At 51.5% G+C, this 18,637-nt stretch carries 18 protein-coding genes and 2 pseudogenes; 5 read left to right on the top strand and 15 right to left on the bottom strand.

Annotated features, from left to right (window positions below; all coding sequences use genetic code 11):
* Nucleotides 1–104: 104 nt before the first annotated feature.
* Nucleotides 105–542 (top strand): heat shock protein HslJ, encoded by a 438-nt coding sequence (gene hslJ, locus A6013_RS08740; protein ID WP_069732879.1) that lies wholly within the window; start codon nucleotides 105–107, stop codon nucleotides 540–542.
* Here hslJ and A6013_RS08735 read toward each other — a convergent pair whose 3' ends face one another.
* Nucleotides 543–809, bottom strand: coding sequence for a DUF333 domain-containing protein (locus A6013_RS08735; protein ID WP_028013313.1), 267 nt, complete (start codon nucleotides 807–809; stop codon nucleotides 543–545).
* A 271-nt stretch (nucleotides 810–1,080) separates the two neighbouring features.
* Here A6013_RS08735 and nifJ point away from each other — a divergent pair, with 271 nt between their 5' ends.
* A complete protein-coding gene (gene nifJ / locus A6013_RS08730) occupies nucleotides 1,081–4,605 on the top strand; it encodes a pyruvate:ferredoxin (flavodoxin) oxidoreductase (RefSeq protein WP_069732878.1) in 3,525 nt (1,174 codons plus the stop codon).
* A 389-nt stretch (nucleotides 4,606–4,994) separates the two neighbouring features.
* On the top strand, nucleotides 4,995–6,134 hold the full coding sequence (gene ompC, locus A6013_RS08725; RefSeq protein ID WP_028013315.1) for a porin OmpC: 1,140 nt from the start codon (nucleotides 4,995–4,997) through the stop codon (nucleotides 6,132–6,134).
* 332 nt (nucleotides 6,135–6,466) lie between these two features.
* On the opposite strand, the gene A6013_RS27575 is transcribed toward ompC, so the two are convergent.
* The 6 genes and pseudogenes from A6013_RS27575 to A6013_RS27570 all read right to left on the bottom strand — a co-directional run.
* Nucleotides 6,467–6,544, bottom strand: coding sequence for a hypothetical protein (locus A6013_RS27575; protein ID WP_223239581.1), 78 nt, complete (start codon nucleotides 6,542–6,544; stop codon nucleotides 6,467–6,469).
* A gap of 68 nt (nucleotides 6,545–6,612) precedes the next feature.
* Nucleotides 6,613–7,035, bottom strand: coding sequence for a GFA family protein (locus tag A6013_RS08720; RefSeq protein WP_041909734.1), 423 nt, complete (start codon nucleotides 7,033–7,035; stop codon nucleotides 6,613–6,615).
* Between the two features lie 3 nt (nucleotides 7,036–7,038).
* Complete coding sequence (locus A6013_RS08715) at nucleotides 7,039–7,236, bottom strand: hypothetical protein (protein ID WP_028013317.1); 198 nt, start codon at nucleotides 7,234–7,236, stop codon at nucleotides 7,039–7,041.
* A 64-nt stretch (nucleotides 7,237–7,300) separates the two neighbouring features.
* Complete coding sequence (locus A6013_RS08710; RefSeq protein WP_028013318.1) at nucleotides 7,301–7,729, bottom strand: VOC family protein; 429 nt, start codon at nucleotides 7,727–7,729, stop codon at nucleotides 7,301–7,303.
* Between the two features lie 95 nt (nucleotides 7,730–7,824).
* Nucleotides 7,825–8,169: a DUF1294 domain-containing protein gene (locus A6013_RS08705; RefSeq protein ID WP_048999946.1), complete on the bottom strand. Its 345-nt coding sequence runs from the start codon at nucleotides 8,167–8,169 to the stop codon at nucleotides 7,825–7,827.
* Nucleotides 8,170–8,248: 79 nt separating this feature from the next.
* Nucleotides 8,249–8,386, bottom strand: a pseudogene (locus tag A6013_RS27570) (hypothetical protein); the annotation flags it as partial.
* On the opposite strand from A6013_RS27570, the pseudogene A6013_RS27565 reads away from it, so the two are divergent.
* Both A6013_RS27565 and A6013_RS08700 read left to right on the top strand, forming a co-directional pair.
* Nucleotides 8,384–8,554 (top strand): annotated as a pseudogene (locus A6013_RS27565) (site-specific integrase); the annotation flags it as partial. The pseudogenes A6013_RS27570 and A6013_RS27565 overlap by 3 nt on opposite strands.
* A 298-nt stretch (nucleotides 8,555–8,852) precedes the next feature.
* Nucleotides 8,853–9,530, top strand: coding sequence for an SOS response-associated peptidase (locus A6013_RS08700; protein WP_049136369.1), 678 nt, complete (start codon nucleotides 8,853–8,855; stop codon nucleotides 9,528–9,530).
* Between the two features lie 26 nt (nucleotides 9,531–9,556).
* Here A6013_RS08700 and A6013_RS08695 read toward each other — a convergent pair whose 3' ends face one another.
* The 8 genes from A6013_RS08695 to A6013_RS08660 form a co-directional block, all read right to left on the bottom strand.
* Nucleotides 9,557–10,231, bottom strand: coding sequence for a hypothetical protein (locus tag A6013_RS08695; RefSeq protein ID WP_049136370.1), 675 nt, complete (start codon nucleotides 10,229–10,231; stop codon nucleotides 9,557–9,559).
* Between the two features lie 84 nt (nucleotides 10,232–10,315).
* A complete protein-coding gene (locus A6013_RS08690; RefSeq protein ID WP_049136371.1) occupies nucleotides 10,316–11,584 on the bottom strand; it encodes a Y-family DNA polymerase in 1,269 nt (422 codons plus the stop codon).
* A 2-nt stretch (nucleotides 11,585–11,586) separates the two neighbouring features.
* Nucleotides 11,587–12,006 (bottom strand): translesion error-prone DNA polymerase V autoproteolytic subunit, encoded by a 420-nt coding sequence (locus A6013_RS08685; RefSeq protein ID WP_049136372.1) that lies wholly within the window; start codon nucleotides 12,004–12,006, stop codon nucleotides 11,587–11,589.
* A gap of 219 nt (nucleotides 12,007–12,225) precedes the next feature.
* A complete protein-coding gene (locus tag A6013_RS25165; protein ID WP_049136373.1) occupies nucleotides 12,226–13,785 on the bottom strand; it encodes a tail fiber domain-containing protein in 1,560 nt (519 codons plus the stop codon).
* Between the two features lie 58 nt (nucleotides 13,786–13,843).
* The gene (locus tag A6013_RS27560; protein ID WP_022648875.1) at nucleotides 13,844–14,077 is read right to left on the bottom strand and encodes a hypothetical protein; all 234 of its coding nucleotides are present in this window, start codon (nucleotides 14,075–14,077) and stop codon (nucleotides 13,844–13,846) included.
* 111 nt (nucleotides 14,078–14,188) lie between these two features.
* The gene (locus A6013_RS08670; protein ID WP_226857659.1) at nucleotides 14,189–14,869 is read right to left on the bottom strand and encodes a hypothetical protein; all 681 of its coding nucleotides are present in this window, start codon (nucleotides 14,867–14,869) and stop codon (nucleotides 14,189–14,191) included.
* Entirely contained in the window at nucleotides 14,866–15,168 is a 303-nt protein-coding gene (locus A6013_RS08665) for a hypothetical protein (RefSeq protein ID WP_016063576.1), read from the bottom strand. Before A6013_RS08665 ends, A6013_RS08670 begins: the two co-directional genes overlap by 4 nt.
* Nucleotides 15,168–18,617: a host specificity protein J gene (locus A6013_RS08660; RefSeq protein ID WP_049136374.1), complete on the bottom strand. Its 3,450-nt coding sequence runs from the start codon at nucleotides 18,615–18,617 to the stop codon at nucleotides 15,168–15,170. Before A6013_RS08660 ends, A6013_RS08665 begins: the two co-directional genes overlap by 1 nt.
* Nucleotides 18,618–18,637 lie beyond the last annotated feature (20 nt).

Genomic DNA, 18,637 nt, shown 5'->3' with positions numbered 1-18,637 from the left:
GCTGCCCGGCACCACCCCGCACTTTCAGATAAACCCCATTAACGCACCGCAGAGTATCGTTACACTGGTAAAGGATTCACAGAATTTATTATTTGAGAAGAAAAATGAAAAAGCTCATCGCGTTAAGTGTTATCAGCCTTGTCCTCAGCGGCTGCGTTAATCCGGGCAAAGCATCCGTTCAGCCGGATCAGCTGAAGAGCCACCGTTTTGTTCTGGAAAACGTGGACGGCAAATCCGTGAAGGGCATGACAACGCAGCCTGAGATCGCTTTTAACGCGCTTCCCGACATTAGCCTCATTGATAACATTAGCGTTTCGGGCCAGATGTGTAACCGCTTCAACGGGCAGGGGAAGCTGTCCGAAGGTGAGCTGAAAGTGAAAACGCTGGCGATGACCCGCAAACTTTGTACCGACCCACAGCTTAACGAGCTGGATCAGGCCATCGGCGACATGCTGCGCAAAGGGGCGCAGGTTGACCTGACTGAAGACCAGCTGACGCTGGCGACGGCCGATAAGACGCTGATGTTTAAGCGAGCAGAATAATCAGTAGCTACCGCAGCTTCCAACGGCAAGCGACTGTTCACTGCAGCGTTTGCCGTTTGGCAAGGCGCACATCCCAATAGCCGAACCATCAAGCTGGCGGGCAACAGACAGCGAGCCGCCAATCATGGCGCAGTTGGCCTGGCCTGAACTGGACATTGCCGCTTTCATTCCCGGCGCCACATGGGCCGCCGTGGCCTGCTGCACAGGTTCACTGCTACATGCCGACAACAACAACGCGGCACACCCTACCCAAAATGCTGAACGCATGCTCTCTTCCCCGTAATTAGTGCGAAACCTAAGCATAATAGGCATCACATCCCGTGTCGTCGAGAGCGGAAGTGCGTATTTATGCGCCGCTGAAACAATTTCTCGCAATTTTTTCGCCCTAAGTTTGATCTAACCATTGATGGTGGGAATATCGAGGACACAAAAGCGAAAATCGTAAAACCCCCTGTTTGCTAGACTACACAGATAATATTCAGGGTTTGTCGCCTTATGACAGCCCCCTATTTTTTGCGCAATGTAAGGGTGTCGTCCTATGCAAACTATTGACGGTAATGGTGCAGTTGCCTCAGTCGCGTTTCGCACCAGTGAAGTTATCGCCATCTATCCGATCACGCCAAGTTCAACTATGGCCGAGCAGGCGGATGCCTGGGCGGGAAACGGGTTAAAAAACGTCTGGGGCGATGTCCCGAGAGTGGTTGAAATGCAGTCTGAAGCGGGTGCGATTGCTACGGTCCACGGTGCGCTGCAGACTGGTGCGCTTTCCACCTCGTTCACCTCCTCTCAGGGATTGCTGTTGATGATCCCAACGCTGTACAAACTCGCGGGTCAACTGACCCCCTTCGTCCTGCACGTCGCGGCGCGTACGGTGGCCACCCACGCACTCTCAATTTTTGGCGATCACTCGGACGTGATGGCCGTGCGCCAGACCGGGTGCGCGATGCTGTGCGCCAGCAGCGTTCAGGAAGCGCAGGACTTTGCCTTAATTTCGCATATCGCCACGCTTAAAAGTCGCGTGCCGTTTATTCACTTCTTTGATGGTTTCCGTACCTCTCACGAAATCAACAAAATCGTCCCGCTGGCGGACGAGACTATCCTGGATCTGCTGCCACAGGCGGAAATTGACGCGCATCGCGCCCGCGCCCTTAACCCGGAACATCCGGTAATTCGCGGGACATCAGCAAACCCGGATACTTATTTCCAGTCACGCGAGGCCACAAACCCGTGGTACAACGCGGTTTATGACCACGTCGAGCAGGCAATGAATGACTTTGCCGCCGCAACCGGACGCGAGTACAAGCCGTTCGAATACTACGGCCATCCGCAGGCCGAGCGCGTGATTGTGCTGATGGGATCTGCTATCGGCACCTGTGAAGAAGTCGTTGACGAGCTGCTGACCCGCGGCGAAAAGGTCGGCGTGCTTAAAGTGCGTCTTTACCGCCCGTTCTCGGCTAAACATCTTCTCTCTGCCCTGCCGGAAAGCGCGCGTACCGTGGCGGTGCTCGATCGAACCAAAGAGCCTGGCGCACACGCGGAACCGCTGTATCTTGACGTGATGACCGCCCTCGCTGAAGCCTTTAATAACGGCGAACGTGAAACGCTACCGCGCGTTATCGGCGGTCGCTATGGCCTGTCTTCCAAAGAGTTTGGCCCGGACTGCGTGCTGGCCGTGTTTAACGAGCTAAGGGAAGCGAAACCCAAGCCGCGTTTCACGGTCGGTATTTATGATGACGTAACGAATCTTTCCCTGCCTTTACCGGAAAATACCCTGCCTGCGACAGCCAAACTTGAAGCGCTGTTCTACGGCCTGGGCAGCGACGGCAGCGTCTCGGCCACCAAAAACAACATCAAAATCATCGGCAATTCAACCCCGTGGTACGCGCAGGGTTACTTCGTCTACGACTCCAAGAAAGCCGGCGGTCTGACCGTTTCTCACCTGCGCGTCAGCGAGCAGCCCATCCGCTCGGCCTACCTTATTTCTCAGGCCGACTTTGTTGGCTGCCATCAGCTGCAGTTTATCGACAAGTACCAGATGGCTGAGCGCCTTAAGCCCGGCGGTATTTTCCTCCTCAATACGCCATACAATGCGGATGAGGTCTGGGCGCGCCTGCCGCAGGAAGTACAGACGGTGCTGAATCAGAAAAAAGCCCAATTCTATGTGGTTAACGCGGCGAAAATCGCCCGCGAATGTGGCCTGGCCGCGCGTATTAATACCGTCATGCAAATGGCCTTCTTCCATCTGACCAATATCCTGCCGGGCGACAGCGCGCTGGTGGAACTTCAGGGCGCCATCGCTAAAAGCTACAGCAGCAAGGGGCAGGAGCTGGTAGAGCGAAACTGGCAGGCGCTGGCGCTGGCGCGCGAGTCCCTGTTCGAGGTGCCGCTGCAGCCGGTCAATGACGCCAGCCCGAATCGCCCTCCGGTGGTCTCGGATTCCGCACCTGATTTCGTGAAGACCGTCACGGCCGCCATGCTGGCCGGGTTGGGTGACGCCCTGCCCGTCTCTGCGCTGCCGCCGGACGGAACCTGGCCGATGGGCACCACCCGCTGGGAAAAACGCAACATCGCCGAAGCGATCCCCATCTGGAAAGAAGAACTCTGTACCCAGTGTAACCACTGCGTCGCGGCCTGCCCGCACTCGGCCATTCGCGCCAAAGTGGTGTCACCGGAAGCAATGGAAGATGCCCCGGCCAGCCTGCACTCTCTGGATGTAAAATCCCGCGACATGCGCGGCCAGAAATACGTTCTGCAGGTCGCACCGGAAGACTGCACCGGGTGTAACCTGTGCGTTGAGGTCTGCCCGGCAAAAGATCGCCAGAACCCGGACATCAAAGCCATCAATATGATGTCGCGCCTTGAACACGTTGAAGAAGAAAAAGTGAATTATGACTTCTTCCTGAACCTGCCGGAAATCGATCGCAGCAAGCTGGAACGCATTGATATTCGTACCTCGCAGCTGATCACGCCGCTGTTCGAGTACTCAGGTGCCTGCTCAGGCTGCGGTGAAACGCCGTACATCAAACTACTTACCCAGCTGTATGGTGACAGGATGCTGATTGCCAACGCCACCGGCTGCTCGTCTATCTATGGCGGTAACCTGCCCTCCACGCCGTACACCACCGATGCGAATGGGCGCGGTCCGGCATGGGCAAACTCCCTGTTCGAGGATAATGCCGAGTTTGGCCTGGGCTTCCGACTCACCGTTGACCAGCACCGCGCGCGTGTGATGCGCCTGCTTGAACAATTTGCCGATAAGATCCCGGCTGAACTTAACGCGGCGCTACACGCAGAAGCCACGCCAGAGGTTCGTCGCGAGCAGGTAGCTGCACTTCGCAGCGCACTCAAGGGAATTGACGGCGCTGAACAGCTTCTGACCGACGCTGACGCCCTGGTCGAAAAATCGATCTGGCTGATTGGCGGTGACGGCTGGGCCTACGACATCGGCTTTGGCGGGCTGGATCATGTGTTAAGCCTGACCGAAAACGTTAACATTCTGGTTCTGGATACGCAATGTTATTCCAATACCGGTGGGCAGGCATCGAAAGCCACGCCGCTGGGCGCCGTCACGAAATTTGGTGAACACGGTAAACGCAAGGCACGTAAGGATCTCGGCGTGAGCATGATGATGTACGGCCACGTTTACGTCGCGCAAATCTCGCTGGGGGCGCAGCTTAACCAGACGGTGAAAGCCATTCAGGAGGCTGAAGCGTATCCGGGGCCGTCGCTGATCATTGCCTACAGCCCGTGCGAAGAGCATGGATACGACCTGGCCCTCAGCCACGATCAGATGCGTCAGCTGACGGCCACCGGCTTCTGGCCGCTCTACCGGTTCGATCCGCGCCGTGCGGACGAGGGCAAATTACCGCTGGCGCTGGATTCACGTCCACCGTCAGATGCCCTGGCAGAGACGCTGATGCAGGAACAGCGCTTCCGCCGTCTGAATGCGCAACAGCCTGAGGTGGCAGAACAGCTCTGGAAAGACGCCACCGAAGATCTGCAAAAACGGTATGACTTCCTGGCACAAATGGCGGGTAAAGCCGAAAAATCAACCAGCGACTAACTCCACTGCCCGGCTTGTCCGGGCATTTTTTTGGCATAAAAAAAGCCCGATGTCTTCACATCGGGCTAATCCAGATAATTAATGAATCTCTCTTTAGTTTCCCAAATGACATTCACGATAATTATGGATAAATAATCTTAAAGGCATATAACGGGGCAGAGATTACCTGATTCAACCGCTGATTAATAATTTTTATTTAATATGAATCATTTTCAATCATTCACCACAACAATGATCATTTCCGCGGATTTATTCATTTGAGATTTTACTCAATTAGTAACAATTATATTTTATTACTCTTTCGCAGGAGTGATTTAGCATGAGACAACTTTCTTATCCGGGAAGTTCAACAGGTAATCAAATAAAAACAACTGCAAAGGAATATCACGATGCAAAGAAAAGTACTGGCTCTGATGATTCCAGCTCTGTTAATGGCTGGCGCCGCGCATGCGGCAGAAATTTATAATAAAGACGGCAACAAATTAGATCTGTACGGAAAAGTAGATGGTCTGCACTATTTCTCCGATGATGCATCAAAAGACGGCGATCAAACCTACATGCGTCTGGGTTTCAAAGGTGAAACGCAGATTAACGACATGATGACCGGCTACGCGCAGTGGGAATATAACATTCAGGCGAATAACACCGAAGGGTCTGATAATCAGTCCTGGACGCGTCTGGCCTTCGCGGGTGTTAAAGTGGGTGACTACGGTTCCTTCGATTATGGTCGTAACTATGGCGTGCTGTACGACGTGGAAGGCTGGACCGATATGCTGCCTGAGTTTGGCGGCGACTCTTACACCTATGCGGATAACTTTATGACCGGCCGCGCCAACGGCGTGGCAACCTACCGCAACACTGACTTCTATGGTCTGGTGCAGGGTCTGAACTTCGCGCTGCAGTATCAGGGCAACAATGAAGATGCCAGCAACAATCAGGAAGGCACCAACAACGGCCGCGACATGCGTTATGAGAATGGCGACGGCTTCGGTATTTCAACCACCTATGATTTCGGCATGGGGTTCAGTGCCGGTGCCGCTTACGCCTCATCTGACCGTACAAATGACCAGGTAAGCGCAGGTACTGGCGCTGCGTCTCAATATGCGGGTGGTGATAAAGCGGATGCCTGGACTGCAGGCCTCAAATATGACGCAAATAATATCTACCTGGCGGCGATGTATTCTGAAACCCGTAATATGACGCCGTACGGTTCAGGTGATAGCAAATCAGGCGGCGGTATTGCCAACAAAACTCAGAACTTCGAAGTGACCGCACAGTACCAGTTCGATTTCGGTCTGCGTCCGGCCATTTCTTACCTGCAGTCTAAAGGGAAAGACCTGGGCAACGGTCAGGGCGATCAGGACCTGGTTAAATATGCGGACGTAGGCGCGACCTACTATTTCAACAAGAACATGTCCACCTACGTTGATTATAAAATCAACCTGCTGGATGAAGATGACAGCTTCTACAAAAACAACGGTATCAGCACCGACGATGTCGTTGCATTAGGCCTGGTTTACCAGTTCTGATGGTCAGAGCCCGCAGCGTCATGCGGGCTCTCCTTTTTTTGATGTTTGTCTCACAACAGCGCTTTATCGCGATATTGTTGAGGATAAGTTGAAAGAAAGCGGGTTAGACTGCGCCGATATCCCCCTCTTCATTAAGGATACCTGCGTTGTTTGGTCGTATATCCGTTACCATTCTGACACTTTTAGCATGCTTGTGGATGGCGTTAATCTTTGATTTTCGAGATATTGTCGGGCATCTCGGCACGCTGCTAAACCATCTGGATCACCATTAACAGTGAATCCCAGAAAAAAGCCACCAGCAGTGCCGGTGGCGGTCATACGCATTTCGAGCGTTATTTTTTCACGGGTTGAGGTTTTTTATCCCCTGATTCCGGGGCCTCACGCGGATCGTCTTTTTCTACACAGAGCATAATTTCTCCTGTTTTAGAAACCCACTTCCCACTATAGCCAGGCTGATAAAAAAAAGGCCAGGCGGTAATTAATCTTGATTGGTCTCTTTTTTGCGAAACGAGAGATAGCCAAAAACGCCGCTTTCGCCGTCGCTCGGATGGTTTACGCCATCCATCACCGTCACTTCTGGGAAATCAAACGGCGACACATTTTTAAAACAGGCCACATTGACGCCGTATTCATTTGGGTTAGAGCGACGCTGATGGAACGTGTAAATCCCGCAGACCGAGCAGAAGAAATGCCGCGCCGTCCCCGTGTTGAACCGGTACTCCGTCAGCTTATCCTCACCTCTGGTCACGGTGATACCCGACAGCGGTGCAGAGACCACAACCGCGCCCCGCATACGGCAAAAAGAGCAACTGCAGCGCCGCGCGGTATTCAAGCCGTCAGTCAGTTCGACGGTAAAAGCCACCGCACCACAGTGGCACTGTGCATGACGAATGTCAGCCATTGGCTATACCCCTTTTCTTACCAGTTCGGCAGCTTTGAGAAAAACCTCATCTTCTACACCATCGCCTTTCTGCCTGCCCAGCCTGACAAGTTCGTTGACAATGCTGTCACGATCGATCGTTTTTTGCGATGAAACCAGCCCTATAACGGCGGCCCCAATCGCCAGCCCCACTAATCCTGTTTGTTCGTCTTTGTTCTTCATACTCATGCTCCTGATACAACAAACAAGCGTAGCAGGATTTTTCAGACCGTTTTCAGGCGTTTTACTATTTCGCCTGGATCGCTGTTATTCCGACACGCTGGCCGTATGAGAGCTCTAAGGTATTACCGTCAGGATCGGCAAAAAATACATAATAACCGACGGGGTCACCCAGATCTTCCGGCGCTTTCCTCAACACCCCTTCTTTAGCGGCCATCGCAGTTTTTCTGTCAATTTCTTCGCGCGTGGCGCAGGCAATCCCAAGGTGGCCAAAATGCCCCAGCGGCGTATCGGTCACGGTGTCCGCCTGCACCAGAACCAGCGCAAAAGGACGCGTATGGTCAGTTAGCCACGCCACTTTACGGGCAGTTGGAAGATCGGGCTCACGCGAATGGATGACGTCCATCCCGGCATATCGGCGATAGAAAGCAAGGCTCTTCTCCAGATCCCTGACCATAAACGCAACATGAGTGAATCCTACATCAATGTCTTTCATTTTAAGATGTTACTCCTGTATCAACATGTCGTAGCCATCTTAAAAGCTCAAGTTAACTTGAGGTCAACGGTGAATTTGTGCGGTCCTGATGATGTTCAAAAAAGAATAAAGGGACAGAAATGATAAAGCGCCGCCGTGGCTGAAATATTCACGACGATGCTCAGCAAAAACCAGGTTTTGAAGGGTTGCTTCTGCGTTTTATGGCGAAAGAGCTGTTGGCCCAATATGGCGCCTGGCCACCCTCCCACAGTACCAAACGTCAGTAAAGTGACTTCCGGTATCCTGCGCATCGCTTTTCGTGCCGCCGTTTTGTCGACACCATAAATCGCTATCGTCAGCATATTAATCAGCAGAAACCACATGGCAAAAGGATACGAGGAAAAAAAGCTGCCGATCGCAGTGAAGATCAGCAGAATAAAACAAAAGCGATTCAATGTCATAGGGTCAGTCACAGAATATGTAAGCGTATGTCGGGAAAGCATTATACGCTATCTTATGCAAGTATCCGGTCAGGTGCTATCAGCCCGCTTTTGCATGCGGCCTCAAAATGAATGACCTCTTCGACGCACCGAATTGCATTTTGTGAAGCTTCGCATACGCGCCATCATGAGCAAGCAGTACCTTATGGCTTCCGCGTTCAACGATAACGCCAGTTTGTTTTGGTCCCCCCTCCCGAATGGCGAACAGAAAGCCGACTACGCTTTATTAGCTATTGCGCAGAGTGTAAAACGTGCTGGCATTCGCCGCCGGAATCCGTACCATACGCGGCATACTTTTGCCTGCTGGCTATTATCTGCCGGCGCTAACCCGTCTTTCGCCGCTACTGGCTCCGAAGGTAGTAATAAATGCAAGAAAATCAACAAAATACAAAGAAAGAGCAATACAACCTGAATAAGCTACGCTGATTTTGACATCCCATTGATGTCATTTAATTTATCATCTAATTCAATTAGTTATAGCATAATAACTTCTCCCTAAAGCTACCCAGAACTACATTTTTTGTGCCCTTTTTTTGCCCCTATTTCACTTTTTTGCCCCTAAATTTGCCCCTAACTTTAGCCAGTGCTCCCCCCTTCTTCTCCCTGCCCTATACTTTAATTCTGACATCTGGCTGGAGGTTTCTATGTGTGGGCGTTTTGCACAAGCTCAAACGCGTGAAGAATACCTGGCTTACCTGTCCGATGAAGCCGATCGCGACATCGCATACGACCCTGAACCTATTGGCCGATACAACGTCGCGCCCGGCACCAAAGTGCTGCTGTTGAGCGAACGCGACGAGCAGCTGTATCTTGATCCGGTTTTCTGGGGTTATGCGCCCGGGTGGTGGGATAAGCCGCCACTGATTAACGCTCGCGTCGAAACCGCGGCCGCAAGCCGAATGTTTAAACCTCTGTGGCAACATGGCCGGGCTATCTGCTTTGCTGATGGCTGGTTCGAATGGAAAAAGAAAGGAGACAAGAAACAGCCTTACTTTATTCATCGGGCCGACGGTCAGCCTATTTTTATGGCGGCGATCGGCAGCACGCCGTTCGAGCGTGGAGATGAAGCAGAAGGTTTTCTCATCGTGACGTCCGCAGCCGACAAAGGACTGGTCGACATTCATGACCGTAGGCCACTAGTTCTGTCGCCTGAAGCGGCCCGGGAGTGGATGCGTCAGAGTATAGGTGGGCAAGAAGCTGAGAAGATAGCGGCCGACGGTGCCGTGCCGGCCGACAAGTTTATCTGGCACGCCGTGTCGCGCGCCGTGGGGAATGTTAAGAATCAAACACCAGAACTGATAAACCCAATTTTAAAATCATAAGAAAAGGATTTTATTGATAAAAGTAATCAACGACCCTTTGCATCTCCAAACATCTCATAATCATGACTAGTTGAAGGAGACCATCCTTTTTTCAAACTATATGTCTCGGTGCCATCTAAATTATAAATTTTAAATAACCACCCTTCGTACATACCACTTTCAACAAGTTTAACAGCATCCCAGGAGTCTATAAAGTAATTATAGAAAACAATCACCACATCTACCTGACCTTTCAAAGGCTCATTTAGATGCAATGTGGTTTTCCCTCTTGAATAATAATCACTATATGTTTGGCCGGTGCTAATGCCATTTGCACTACGATAGTTATTGGCGAAAGCTACAACATCAGCTATCATAGTTAGCTTCTTAGTAGGCTCAATCGCTTTTACTTGAGCTCTAAAATAGTTTTTTGTTTCTTCGTCAAATTTACCAGATTTATCTGCAAGTATATCACCAACAGTGTAACTGTGTGTTTTTGCATATTCATCGATTTTCGAAGAATAGACTTTCAACTTCTCGATATAAGCTGCCTTGTCTTGGTTCTCATTATATATCAAGATGCTATAACCTACCCCACATAAAACCAATATGGCTATAATCATGCTTGCAAAAATCTTCGCAACTCTTTTCCCTGGCTTAAGGAGCTTAACAATCACGATGACAAGTAATAATGCTACTAAAAATAATACTAAGTTTAACATTTTGGCTATTTCCTTATTGAACTATTGTATCTTACCAGTACAACGCAGCTCATGTCATATAGCCCTTATGAAATATCGTGCGAATCACTTTACCCGCAGCAGATCAGATATCCTTGTTGTATAACGCGGAGAAAGCATTTCCCGCTTCATCTGCCACTGCTGCTGAACGCCCTGGCCTGCAAAGTAGAGTGTGCCTTTTCCATCTTTAGCGTTCAGGTGATCGAGTACCTCCATCAGCCGGTCACTTCCTGCGCGCGGTGCGTTTTCATCAAAAAGGTTGAGCTGAGCCACCCCTTGGCTGAAGAAGTCGCCCAGCATAATGCCAGCCTTTTGATAGCGGTGACCATCCTTCCAAATTTTGTCCAGGCACTTGACTGCAGCGTTAATGATGTCGCGGGAATCCTGTGTAGGTGTCAGAAGCTTCATTGACGCACTGTTGCCATAATAGGGCTCGTTAAGCGCAAATGGAGAGGTTTTCACGAAGGCAGAGATAAAACGGCAATACTGATGCTCGCCGCGAAGCTTTTCGGCGCCACGCGCCGCATAGCTGCAAATAGCCTGACGCATCTGTTCGTACTCGGTAACGCGTTCGCCGAATGACCTACTACAGACGATTTCCTGCTTTGCAGGCGCAAATTCCTCCAGCTCGAGACAGGGCTCGCCGCGCAGTTCCCGGACAGTTCGCTCCAGGACGACATTGAAGTGCTTTCGAATAATCCACGTACTCTGCTCTGAGAGGTCGAGAGCCGTTTTGATGCCCATGGCGTTCAGCTTCTTACTGATGCGCCTGCCGACTCCCCAGACGTCCTCCACCGGAACCAGAGCAAGCAGTCGGCGCTGGCGATCGATATTGGATAGGTCCACTACCCCGCCCGTTTGCCGCTGCCATTTTTTGGCGGCATGGTTTGCGAGCTTCGCCAGTGTCTTTGTCTGGGCAATGCCAACACCGACCGTCAGGTGCGTACGCTTCAGAACTGTAGCGCGGATCTCTTTCCCGAAGTCTGTCAGGTCACGACAATTTCGAACACCAGTCAAGTCACAAAAAGCTTCATCGATACTGTAAATTTCGACGCGGGGGCTCATTTCCTCCAACGTTGTCATCACCCGGTTGGACATGTCAGCATAGAGCTCGTAATTACTGCTGAAGCAAACAACACCAGCGCGCCGGAATAAGTCCTTTTGCTTAAAGAACGGCTCGCCCATGGTGATTCCAGCCGCCTTGGCCTCGGCGCTGCGCGCGATTACGCAGCCGTCATTATTCGAGAGAACAACCACAGGCCGCCCTTTCAAATCGGGCCGAAACACCGTCTCGCATGATGCGTAGAACGAATTCACATCACAGAGCGCGAACATGTTCAGCTCGCCGATTTAACAATGAAAGTCACGACGCCGAATACGTCGAGCGTGTCCTCACTCCCGACAATAATCGGCGGGTATGCGCTGTTCATCGGTATGAGTTGGACGGTTGGACGAAGCTGCAGACGTTTAACAGTGAATTCCCCTTCCACTGCGGCGATGACAATGTCACCGTGCTCAGCTGTGCGTGAACTGTCCACCACCAGCAGATCTCCATCGCTGATCCCGGCTTCGATCATTGAATCCCCCGCGGCTTTGACGAAATATGTAGAGCTCGGGTGAGCGACAAGTAACTCATTGAGATCGATACGCTGTTCAACGTAATCAGCTGCGGGGCTTGGGAAACCACACTGTACTAAGTCACTGAAAAGCGGAAGAGCGATAATTTCTCGCAGTTCTGTTGGCCTGATGAATTCCATTGCACACACCTCAAAATACTGTTTTTATATACAGTAGTTTTATTTGTAAGTGTCCGCAAGATACAGGCCCTATCGTCACTGCTTAAAGCTTCACCGTTTCGTTTCTAAGTTTCTATGTCGCTTCGAATTATGAGTTTTGTAAATTTTATGGCAATAGCCCTTTGCGAGCAGATTTTAGCCGCCGCCCATTCTTGCATACTATGGGCAGCGGTTTTCTCATTATGAACCAGCAAAATTATTTCTAAGGTCTGCAAGTTCTTTCTGTGTAGCTTCCAGCTGCTTAATGACGTAATTCAGCGCCAGTATCGCATCAACTAACAGGACGTTGTTATCCAGCGCCAGGGTTGATGGCTTTTGTGTCTCGGTGCCATCATCTTCAATTTCAATCCCTCCTGGCACCTCTTTCACGTAGTCCGGGTCAATCAGCATGATATCCTGGGCGATCACACCACGGCGAACGCGCTCCTTTTCATCGTTTTTGTAGATAAACGTAGTCGGTTTCATGGCTTTGATGTTTTCGACCGACGCTTTGCCGTCTGTGTAAGTGATCTCTTTTTTCAGGTTGGCATCAGATGTCGCTGATTTATTAAACACATAGTCACCAGCGAAACCGCCTGTTCCTGATACGTAGATATCGCCGGACACAAGATTAAATTGCCATGCTCGAGTACCTGCATTACCACCGTCTCCCAGAGTCATCATAACGATACTCGGCCAGGCTGATGTCCCATTCGCTACAGAACCGATTGCAGTCACAGCATGATATCCACCGGATGCACCTGAATGCCAACGCAGAGCAGGAACATATCCAGCGTCGTTGTTCTGTGTCAGGTTAGGACGGCTAAATGAAATATTGGTGTTGTCGGCGTTGGCTATATCCATATACCCCCCGCCACCGCCAACTCCAGGCGCCTGAACTGATTTACCACGGAATCGGCCATCAGCGTACCAACGATAATCGGAATTTGATGAAATGCCGTCGAAGATATTCATCTGTACGCGGTTTAAGTCTGTACCAGCTCCCCGAATAGCGCCTATTCGCCATACGCCCGCGTAATAGTTACCAGAAAGCCAATTAACATAATTCTCGGCCGGACCATCGGAGCCAACGTTTCCTAAAGTAATGGCTTTATTACCCCCACTACCAGTAGCAATACCGACCTCATTACCTGCGGTTGAGATAATGCTTCCTGTAACAGTACCGCCTAACTTTCCTTCAATTGTGTTAAGACGCGAATCATCGCCGGCAGCTACGGTACCAGCTGCCTTTCCGATGTCCTTCGTCGCTGATGTTCCTAAACCGAGGTTTGTGCGACTGCCTTCTGCCGTTGTTGCTCCGGTACCGCCCTGGACCATGGGGATAGCACCATTGGTACCTTTCTGAGCCAGTTTACCGATGCCCGGGATAGTTACGGAGGCGCCATTGATCGTAACGGTAATACTCTGATTGGCTGAGGTGGTGGCGAACGTCTCCCACGCGCCAATGTTCTCGTCATACTCTTTGATGAGCTGCGACATGGCCTGTGCCAGTCCGTCGACAGAGATATTGTCGGACACCAGGATTCCATACTTCTGGCCGCTCAACGCCGGGGAAGCAGCTGGCGTAACCGTCATTGACGTGGCGCTGTTCACGGATGAAATCTGGAACATCTGAACCGGGTTAGACATGACGATAATCGTCTGGCCAGCGCGAACCTGGCTGGCCGGTGCCGTCCAGTTCGTGCCCGTGCCGGTGGCGGTGTTTCCGTTAATGGCGATGGTGCCAGTGTTATAAAGCATATTTTCTCCAGGCAATAAAAAACCCCGCCGAGGCGAGGTTTGCATTCAAAGTCGTGAGTTATTTACATGTCGTGCTTGTGAATGTGTTCGCACTTACCCAACGCCAGTTGAAGGGATATCCGGCCCGGTATTGAGTCTGGTTGTTTTGTTTTCTAACGCCGTAAATCATAACGGTATTCTCATGGTCACCCATATATGCCGTGCCGCTGCAAATAGGTTCCTGTTTCTCAAGTACACCAGCACAACCAGACAGCATTAAAGCGATCGCCATGCTGATAATTAGCCTTTTCATTTTGAAAGTATCCAGAGGAATTCAGTAGGTTCGAAGATATCAATACAAAATCGATGGGTATAATTGATTATGTAGATCAATTATTTGTTATTGATCGCTCAAAACGATCAATCAGTCATAGGCTGCGGTGTTGATGGCCGTCAATGCTATTCCTGTGGTTGTCCCTCCCGCTGCAGAACCAGTAGCTGTTGTCGAAGGCGCGGCATTTATCCTGGTCGACGAACCGTTAAAGCGGCAGCCTGCATAGGCTGTTATATTCACGATTGTTGGAGGCTTGGTATTGTTGTTCTGTACGATTTGTGAGCCCAGAATTGCAGGTGCTACCGCATAACTACCCTGCAACGTAACATCAATGTTAATCCCTCCCGTTGAGGCTCCTGGTGTTCCGACAGTAACGAGGTCAGTAAGCACGCGGCTTTCGTTTGTCAGTACCAGCTTTCCGGCTTCATCCCAGACAGCAAATCCCCAGTCGGGCAACGTTTGTGGAAAGATGGCAAAGATGTACGCCGTCAGAGTGTGTGACTGACCATAAGCGTTGCTTGAACCAACAAGAATGTTTCCTCCTGACCGGGTTGCCCCGACTGTAGTGGGCTGGGCTGTATCACTCGTTTTGCAAAAAACCATCGCCGGATAAGAAGCATCCAGAGCTACCGTCGCAGAAGCACCGTGGTATGCCCCATTTGCCACTGAGTTAACCACTACCTTTCTGTACAGACAAAACGGCGTTGACTGAGGAGTAATAAACGGATTTCCGCTTTCCAGCGCAATCAGTGCACCATAATCTGCCATCATGCATTCTCCACGAAGACCACCAGTTCACATTCCGAGGCCGGATAATTACCAATACCAACTTCGCTGGCAGTGCTGAGAGTGATGGTGTTCCCGTTAGCGATAATGCGTCGACCCACCGAGACCGCGCCTTTATCAAGGGACACCGCAAATCCGACCTTCATCCCCGCCGGAATGGTAAAGGACCAGTTGCCCGAGGTTTGCCCCTCGGAAAGCTGAATACGCCCTACCACTGATACGGGTTTGATACCGTAGTTGTTCGGGATGCCGTTGGCGTCCCAGGTCTGAATACCCCAGGCCATTAAAACACTCCTGTAAGTTTGCCTATCTGAACACGGAGCCTGTTAGCATCCCGAATGCTGATGGTGACGTTAGTCTGCTTCATGCCTCCGGAACTGTCGCTCCCGTAGTTCTGCATCGTTCCGTCTTTACCCCAGCGCCAGCCAGCGCTTCCGGCAACATAATTATTAGACTGCAGAGAATCCGTAATTTTGCCGAACTGGATACTCGCATCACGGAAGAACGCATCATTGATGAATGTCTGCCCGTTCTGGATAACAAATGGCAAAGAAACAGTGCTGCCAGCTTGGGAGGTAACGGCAAAACGGTCGGCCAGGAAGATAACCTGTGACTGCATCCCTGATGGCGTATTCTCCACCCCGATCCCCATTCCTGCAGCGTAATACTGGCCATTACTCGTTACCCCAACTTTGATGTTGTACATCGCGCTGAGCTGGCCGTTTACGTTCGCAATGGCCTGGGCGTTCGTGGTGATAGAGGCAGTATGTCCATTGACTGTCGCCGTAATAGCATTTATCTGCGTGGCTGTAGACTGCTGATAATTCGAAACCGTATCGCTCAGGCTGTTGATGGATGCCGTATTACCGTTGACGTTCGTTTGCAGACTCAGCAATGCGCGTGCCGTTGCCTCCCTGTCATTGACGATCACCTCATCAATGCGGTCTAGCTGCGCGCTGTTACCGGCAACCGAAGCCGACAGGGTTTTACGTGTGGCCACCTGAGCGAGGTTGGCCTGGATTATCGCAATTGCCGAGTTCTTCACGCCTCCTGTCATGCCGTCCATCGAAACAGAAATCTCGTCTATCTTCACTTCGGCCTGCGCCAGCCCGTCAGCGTTCTCCTGGATGTCTTTCGCCTGCTGCTCGAGCTCGTCGGCATGCTTTTTAATGTCATCCGCCATGCCTGCAACTTTTTCGTTGCTGTCCACTGCGTTCTCGATCAGGTCTTTGAAGGTATCAGAGTCTTTCATTCCCTCCAGAATCACATCGGTGATGTCAGAAACATCGATACTTGCCTGTCCTCGCACCCATTCTGTGTACCCTGATTCGTTGCCGCTGCGGTCCACCAGCTGCGCGCGGTACCAGAAAATCTGCCCAGCCTTAAGGCCCATCTGCTGATATTTGCGCTGCGGGTAAGGCACATCGGCCAGCAGCATCGCATCTTCTTCGGTACCAGTCAGGCTGTACTGAATTTCCGTCTTCAGCGTGTCGTCGGTATTCGCCGGGAATCCCCAGTTGAGCTCGATACCGAATACCACGCTTTCAGAAGCGATGAAGCCAACCGGCTTCGGTGGATTGCCCACTTTACCCGTCAGCGTTTTCTCTTCTGAATAGCCCCAGCCTGACGAAATTTCGGCAGCATTGATGGCGCGCACGCGCACCAGGTAGCGCCCGGCATAAATCCCCGGGACGTCGAATGATGTGGTGGAGCTGCGCGGCACGTTAACCCAGTTCCCGTCGTTGCGGCGCCATTGCGCTTCATAGGCGATAGCGTTCTGCGCCTGGTCCCAGCTCACGCGCATCGTTTCGACACTGATATTTTGCTGCACCACAGAAAACGAGCTGATGACGATGTTCGCAGGCGGCGACTGGTTGCCCGGCGGGATCACGCTCACCGGCCGCTGGTCAATGATGGCTCCGGTATCAATGCGATCGAATTTATCCGGATCGTGATTTGCACCGACGATTGTGAACGTGCCGTCATTATTATCAGTTACTGTAATAACGCGATACTGCTGTGCGTAGAGCTCATCAGACTCAATGACCCATACGGCCTCGGCCTGTGGAAGCTCGCTAAAGGCGGTTGTCACGGTAACCATTCCACCTGACAGGGACTGAATCGTCCGGGATTGGGTAATACCCGACGGCAGGTTTACCATTATCCTGTCACCGGCCTTAGCACTTGGCACCCGGTCAAGTTTGAGTACACGACCATTAACCGCGGATAATCGACCGCCTAAATCTCGGCCAGAGAGATTTCGGTCAGCGACAGCAATTATGTAGCCAGGCTGAGGAATATTGCCGTCCAGACCAACGTCAAACGTTACAATCCTATCTTTATTGTTGGTCAGGATCCCCCAGCGCCCTTTCCTGTTAGCCTCAGATTGCCGGGTGCATCCGATAGCGGTGATCTCAAGCTGGTTGAAACCATAGCGCGCCACCAGAGCCTGCTCGAAGACGGGCTCCATTGCGTCAGCATAGCCATTTGCCGGATCCGACCAGGAAACAAGAGCGTTTGTGTAGCGACTTTTGGTTGTGCTGCTGGAATACACAAATTTGCCATCGACTACGTTAGCGTGCGTGTAGGTAAAATCGACATCTCTGGGCATGTCTGCAAGGGCAACAATCTGGTCGTCTCCCCAATAGGTCATGCCTCGAAAAATGGCGGCAAAGTCTCGCAGGACGGTGTAAGCGTCATTTCGATCCTGAATGTATACGTTGCAGGTGTAACGAGGTTCAGTTCCGCTACCACCCTTACCATCCGGTACCGGTTGATCACAATATTGAGCGACCTGATAAAGCGTCCATTTGTCGATATTGGCTGCCGTTAGCCGATTACCAAGGCCGAAGCGGTCTGTGACCACCAGATCGTAAAATATCCACGCAGGGTTATCCGTCCATGCCCACTTAAATGCTCCCGTCCAGGTGCCGCTGTACGTTCGTGTTTCTGGGTCATAGGTATCGGGCACACGAATAACACGCCCGCGGGGCTCGCAAGAAATTTGCGGAATTGAGCCATTGAACTGGCTCGAATCAAATTCGATGTACAGTAGCGCGGTGTTCGGATAGCGCAATTTGGCGTCGATTACTTCTGTGAAGCTTTGCAGCGTCATCGTGTCGCCAATCTTAGCGCTATTTGCGTCTGCGGTAATCTTGCGCAGCTTGATGGTCCAGGTGCTGCCCGCCTGAGGTAAATCAATACGGTGGCTGCGTTCATAACCAGAGGTGGTTTTCCCGGTCACGCTGGTATTTAGCACCGTCTGCCAGGTACCGCCATCTGTCTGCAGGTCAAATGCGTAGTTGACCGAATAGCCAACCAGATCGCCATCGTCCTCCTGTTTGAAGAGAGAAGGCCATTTTAGACGCAGGCGAACAGCTGAAAGCTGCGTATTGGTGAACGTGCGCGTCCACGCTGTAGAGCTGGAAACTTCGGAACCTACATTGATTTCATTTTCGGTACCTGGGATCCCTTGAATGTATTTTTGCGCCTGAGTTCCAGAACGAAACTCCCACGCCACGCCGCTGAAGTTCTGTGAACCATCTGCGTTCTCAAGTGCGGTGCCATCGAGATAAATATCGCGCGCAGTAAGTCCACCAGCAAACTCCCCCTCTCCCAGCGCGAGAAGGATTTTTGCCTTGGCAACTGACTGCAGGTCGTCTGGCTGTTCTGTAGGAGTTCTTGAGCTTGAACTGCCGCCCTTGCGGCCTTTAATAGCGGTTGCTATAGCCATATTGCGCCCATAAAAAAAGC

This window comes from Enterobacter sp. IF2SW-B1 (genome assembly GCF_001743375.1).
Classification (GTDB): domain Bacteria; phylum Pseudomonadota; class Gammaproteobacteria; order Enterobacterales; family Enterobacteriaceae; genus Enterobacter; species Enterobacter bugandensis.
Note: the sequence above shows the minus strand (reverse complement) of the source record. Positions and strands in the feature narration are given on the sequence as shown.

Bases quoted from the DNA above. Each gene is read 5' to 3' on its own strand.
- hslJ (WP_069732879.1), top strand. From the start codon at position 105: ATGAAAAAGCTCATCGCGTTAAGTGTTATCAGCCTTGTCCTCAGCGGC.
- A6013_RS08735 (WP_028013313.1), bottom strand. From the start codon at position 809: ATGCGTTCAGCATTTTGGGTAGGGTGTGCCGCGTTGTTGTTGTCGGCA.
- nifJ (WP_069732878.1), top strand. From the start codon at position 1,081: ATGCAAACTATTGACGGTAATGGTGCAGTTGCCTCAGTCGCGTTTCGC.
- ompC (WP_028013315.1), top strand. From the start codon at position 4,995: ATGCAAAGAAAAGTACTGGCTCTGATGATTCCAGCTCTGTTAATGGCT.
- A6013_RS27575 (WP_223239581.1), bottom strand. From the start codon at position 6,544: ATGCTCTGTGTAGAAAAAGACGATCCGCGTGAGGCCCCGGAATCAGGG.
- A6013_RS08720 (WP_041909734.1), bottom strand. From the start codon at position 7,035: ATGGCTGACATTCGTCATGCACAGTGCCACTGTGGTGCGGTGGCTTTT.
- A6013_RS08715 (WP_028013317.1), bottom strand. From the start codon at position 7,236: ATGAAGAACAAAGACGAACAAACAGGATTAGTGGGGCTGGCGATTGGG.
- A6013_RS08710 (WP_028013318.1), bottom strand. From the start codon at position 7,729: ATGAAAGACATTGATGTAGGATTCACTCATGTTGCGTTTATGGTCAGG.
- A6013_RS08705 (WP_048999946.1), bottom strand. From the start codon at position 8,169: ATGACATTGAATCGCTTTTGTTTTATTCTGCTGATCTTCACTGCGATC.
- A6013_RS08700 (WP_049136369.1), top strand. From the start codon at position 8,853: ATGTGTGGGCGTTTTGCACAAGCTCAAACGCGTGAAGAATACCTGGCT.
- A6013_RS08695 (WP_049136370.1), bottom strand. From the start codon at position 10,231: ATGTTAAACTTAGTATTATTTTTAGTAGCATTATTACTTGTCATCGTG.
- A6013_RS08690 (WP_049136371.1), bottom strand. From the start codon at position 11,584: ATGTTCGCGCTCTGTGATGTGAATTCGTTCTACGCATCATGCGAGACG.
- A6013_RS08685 (WP_049136372.1), bottom strand. From the start codon at position 12,006: ATGGAATTCATCAGGCCAACAGAACTGCGAGAAATTATCGCTCTTCCG.
- A6013_RS25165 (WP_049136373.1), bottom strand. From the start codon at position 13,785: ATGCTTTATAACACTGGCACCATCGCCATTAACGGAAACACCGCCACC.
- A6013_RS27560 (WP_022648875.1), bottom strand. From the start codon at position 14,077: ATGAAAAGGCTAATTATCAGCATGGCGATCGCTTTAATGCTGTCTGGT.
- A6013_RS08670 (WP_226857659.1), bottom strand. From the start codon at position 14,869: ATGATGGCAGATTATGGTGCACTGATTGCGCTGGAAAGCGGAAATCCG.
- A6013_RS08665 (WP_016063576.1), bottom strand. From the start codon at position 15,168: ATGGCCTGGGGTATTCAGACCTGGGACGCCAACGGCATCCCGAACAAC.
- A6013_RS08660 (WP_049136374.1), bottom strand. From the start codon at position 18,617: ATGGCTATAGCAACCGCTATTAAAGGCCGCAAGGGCGGCAGTTCAAGC.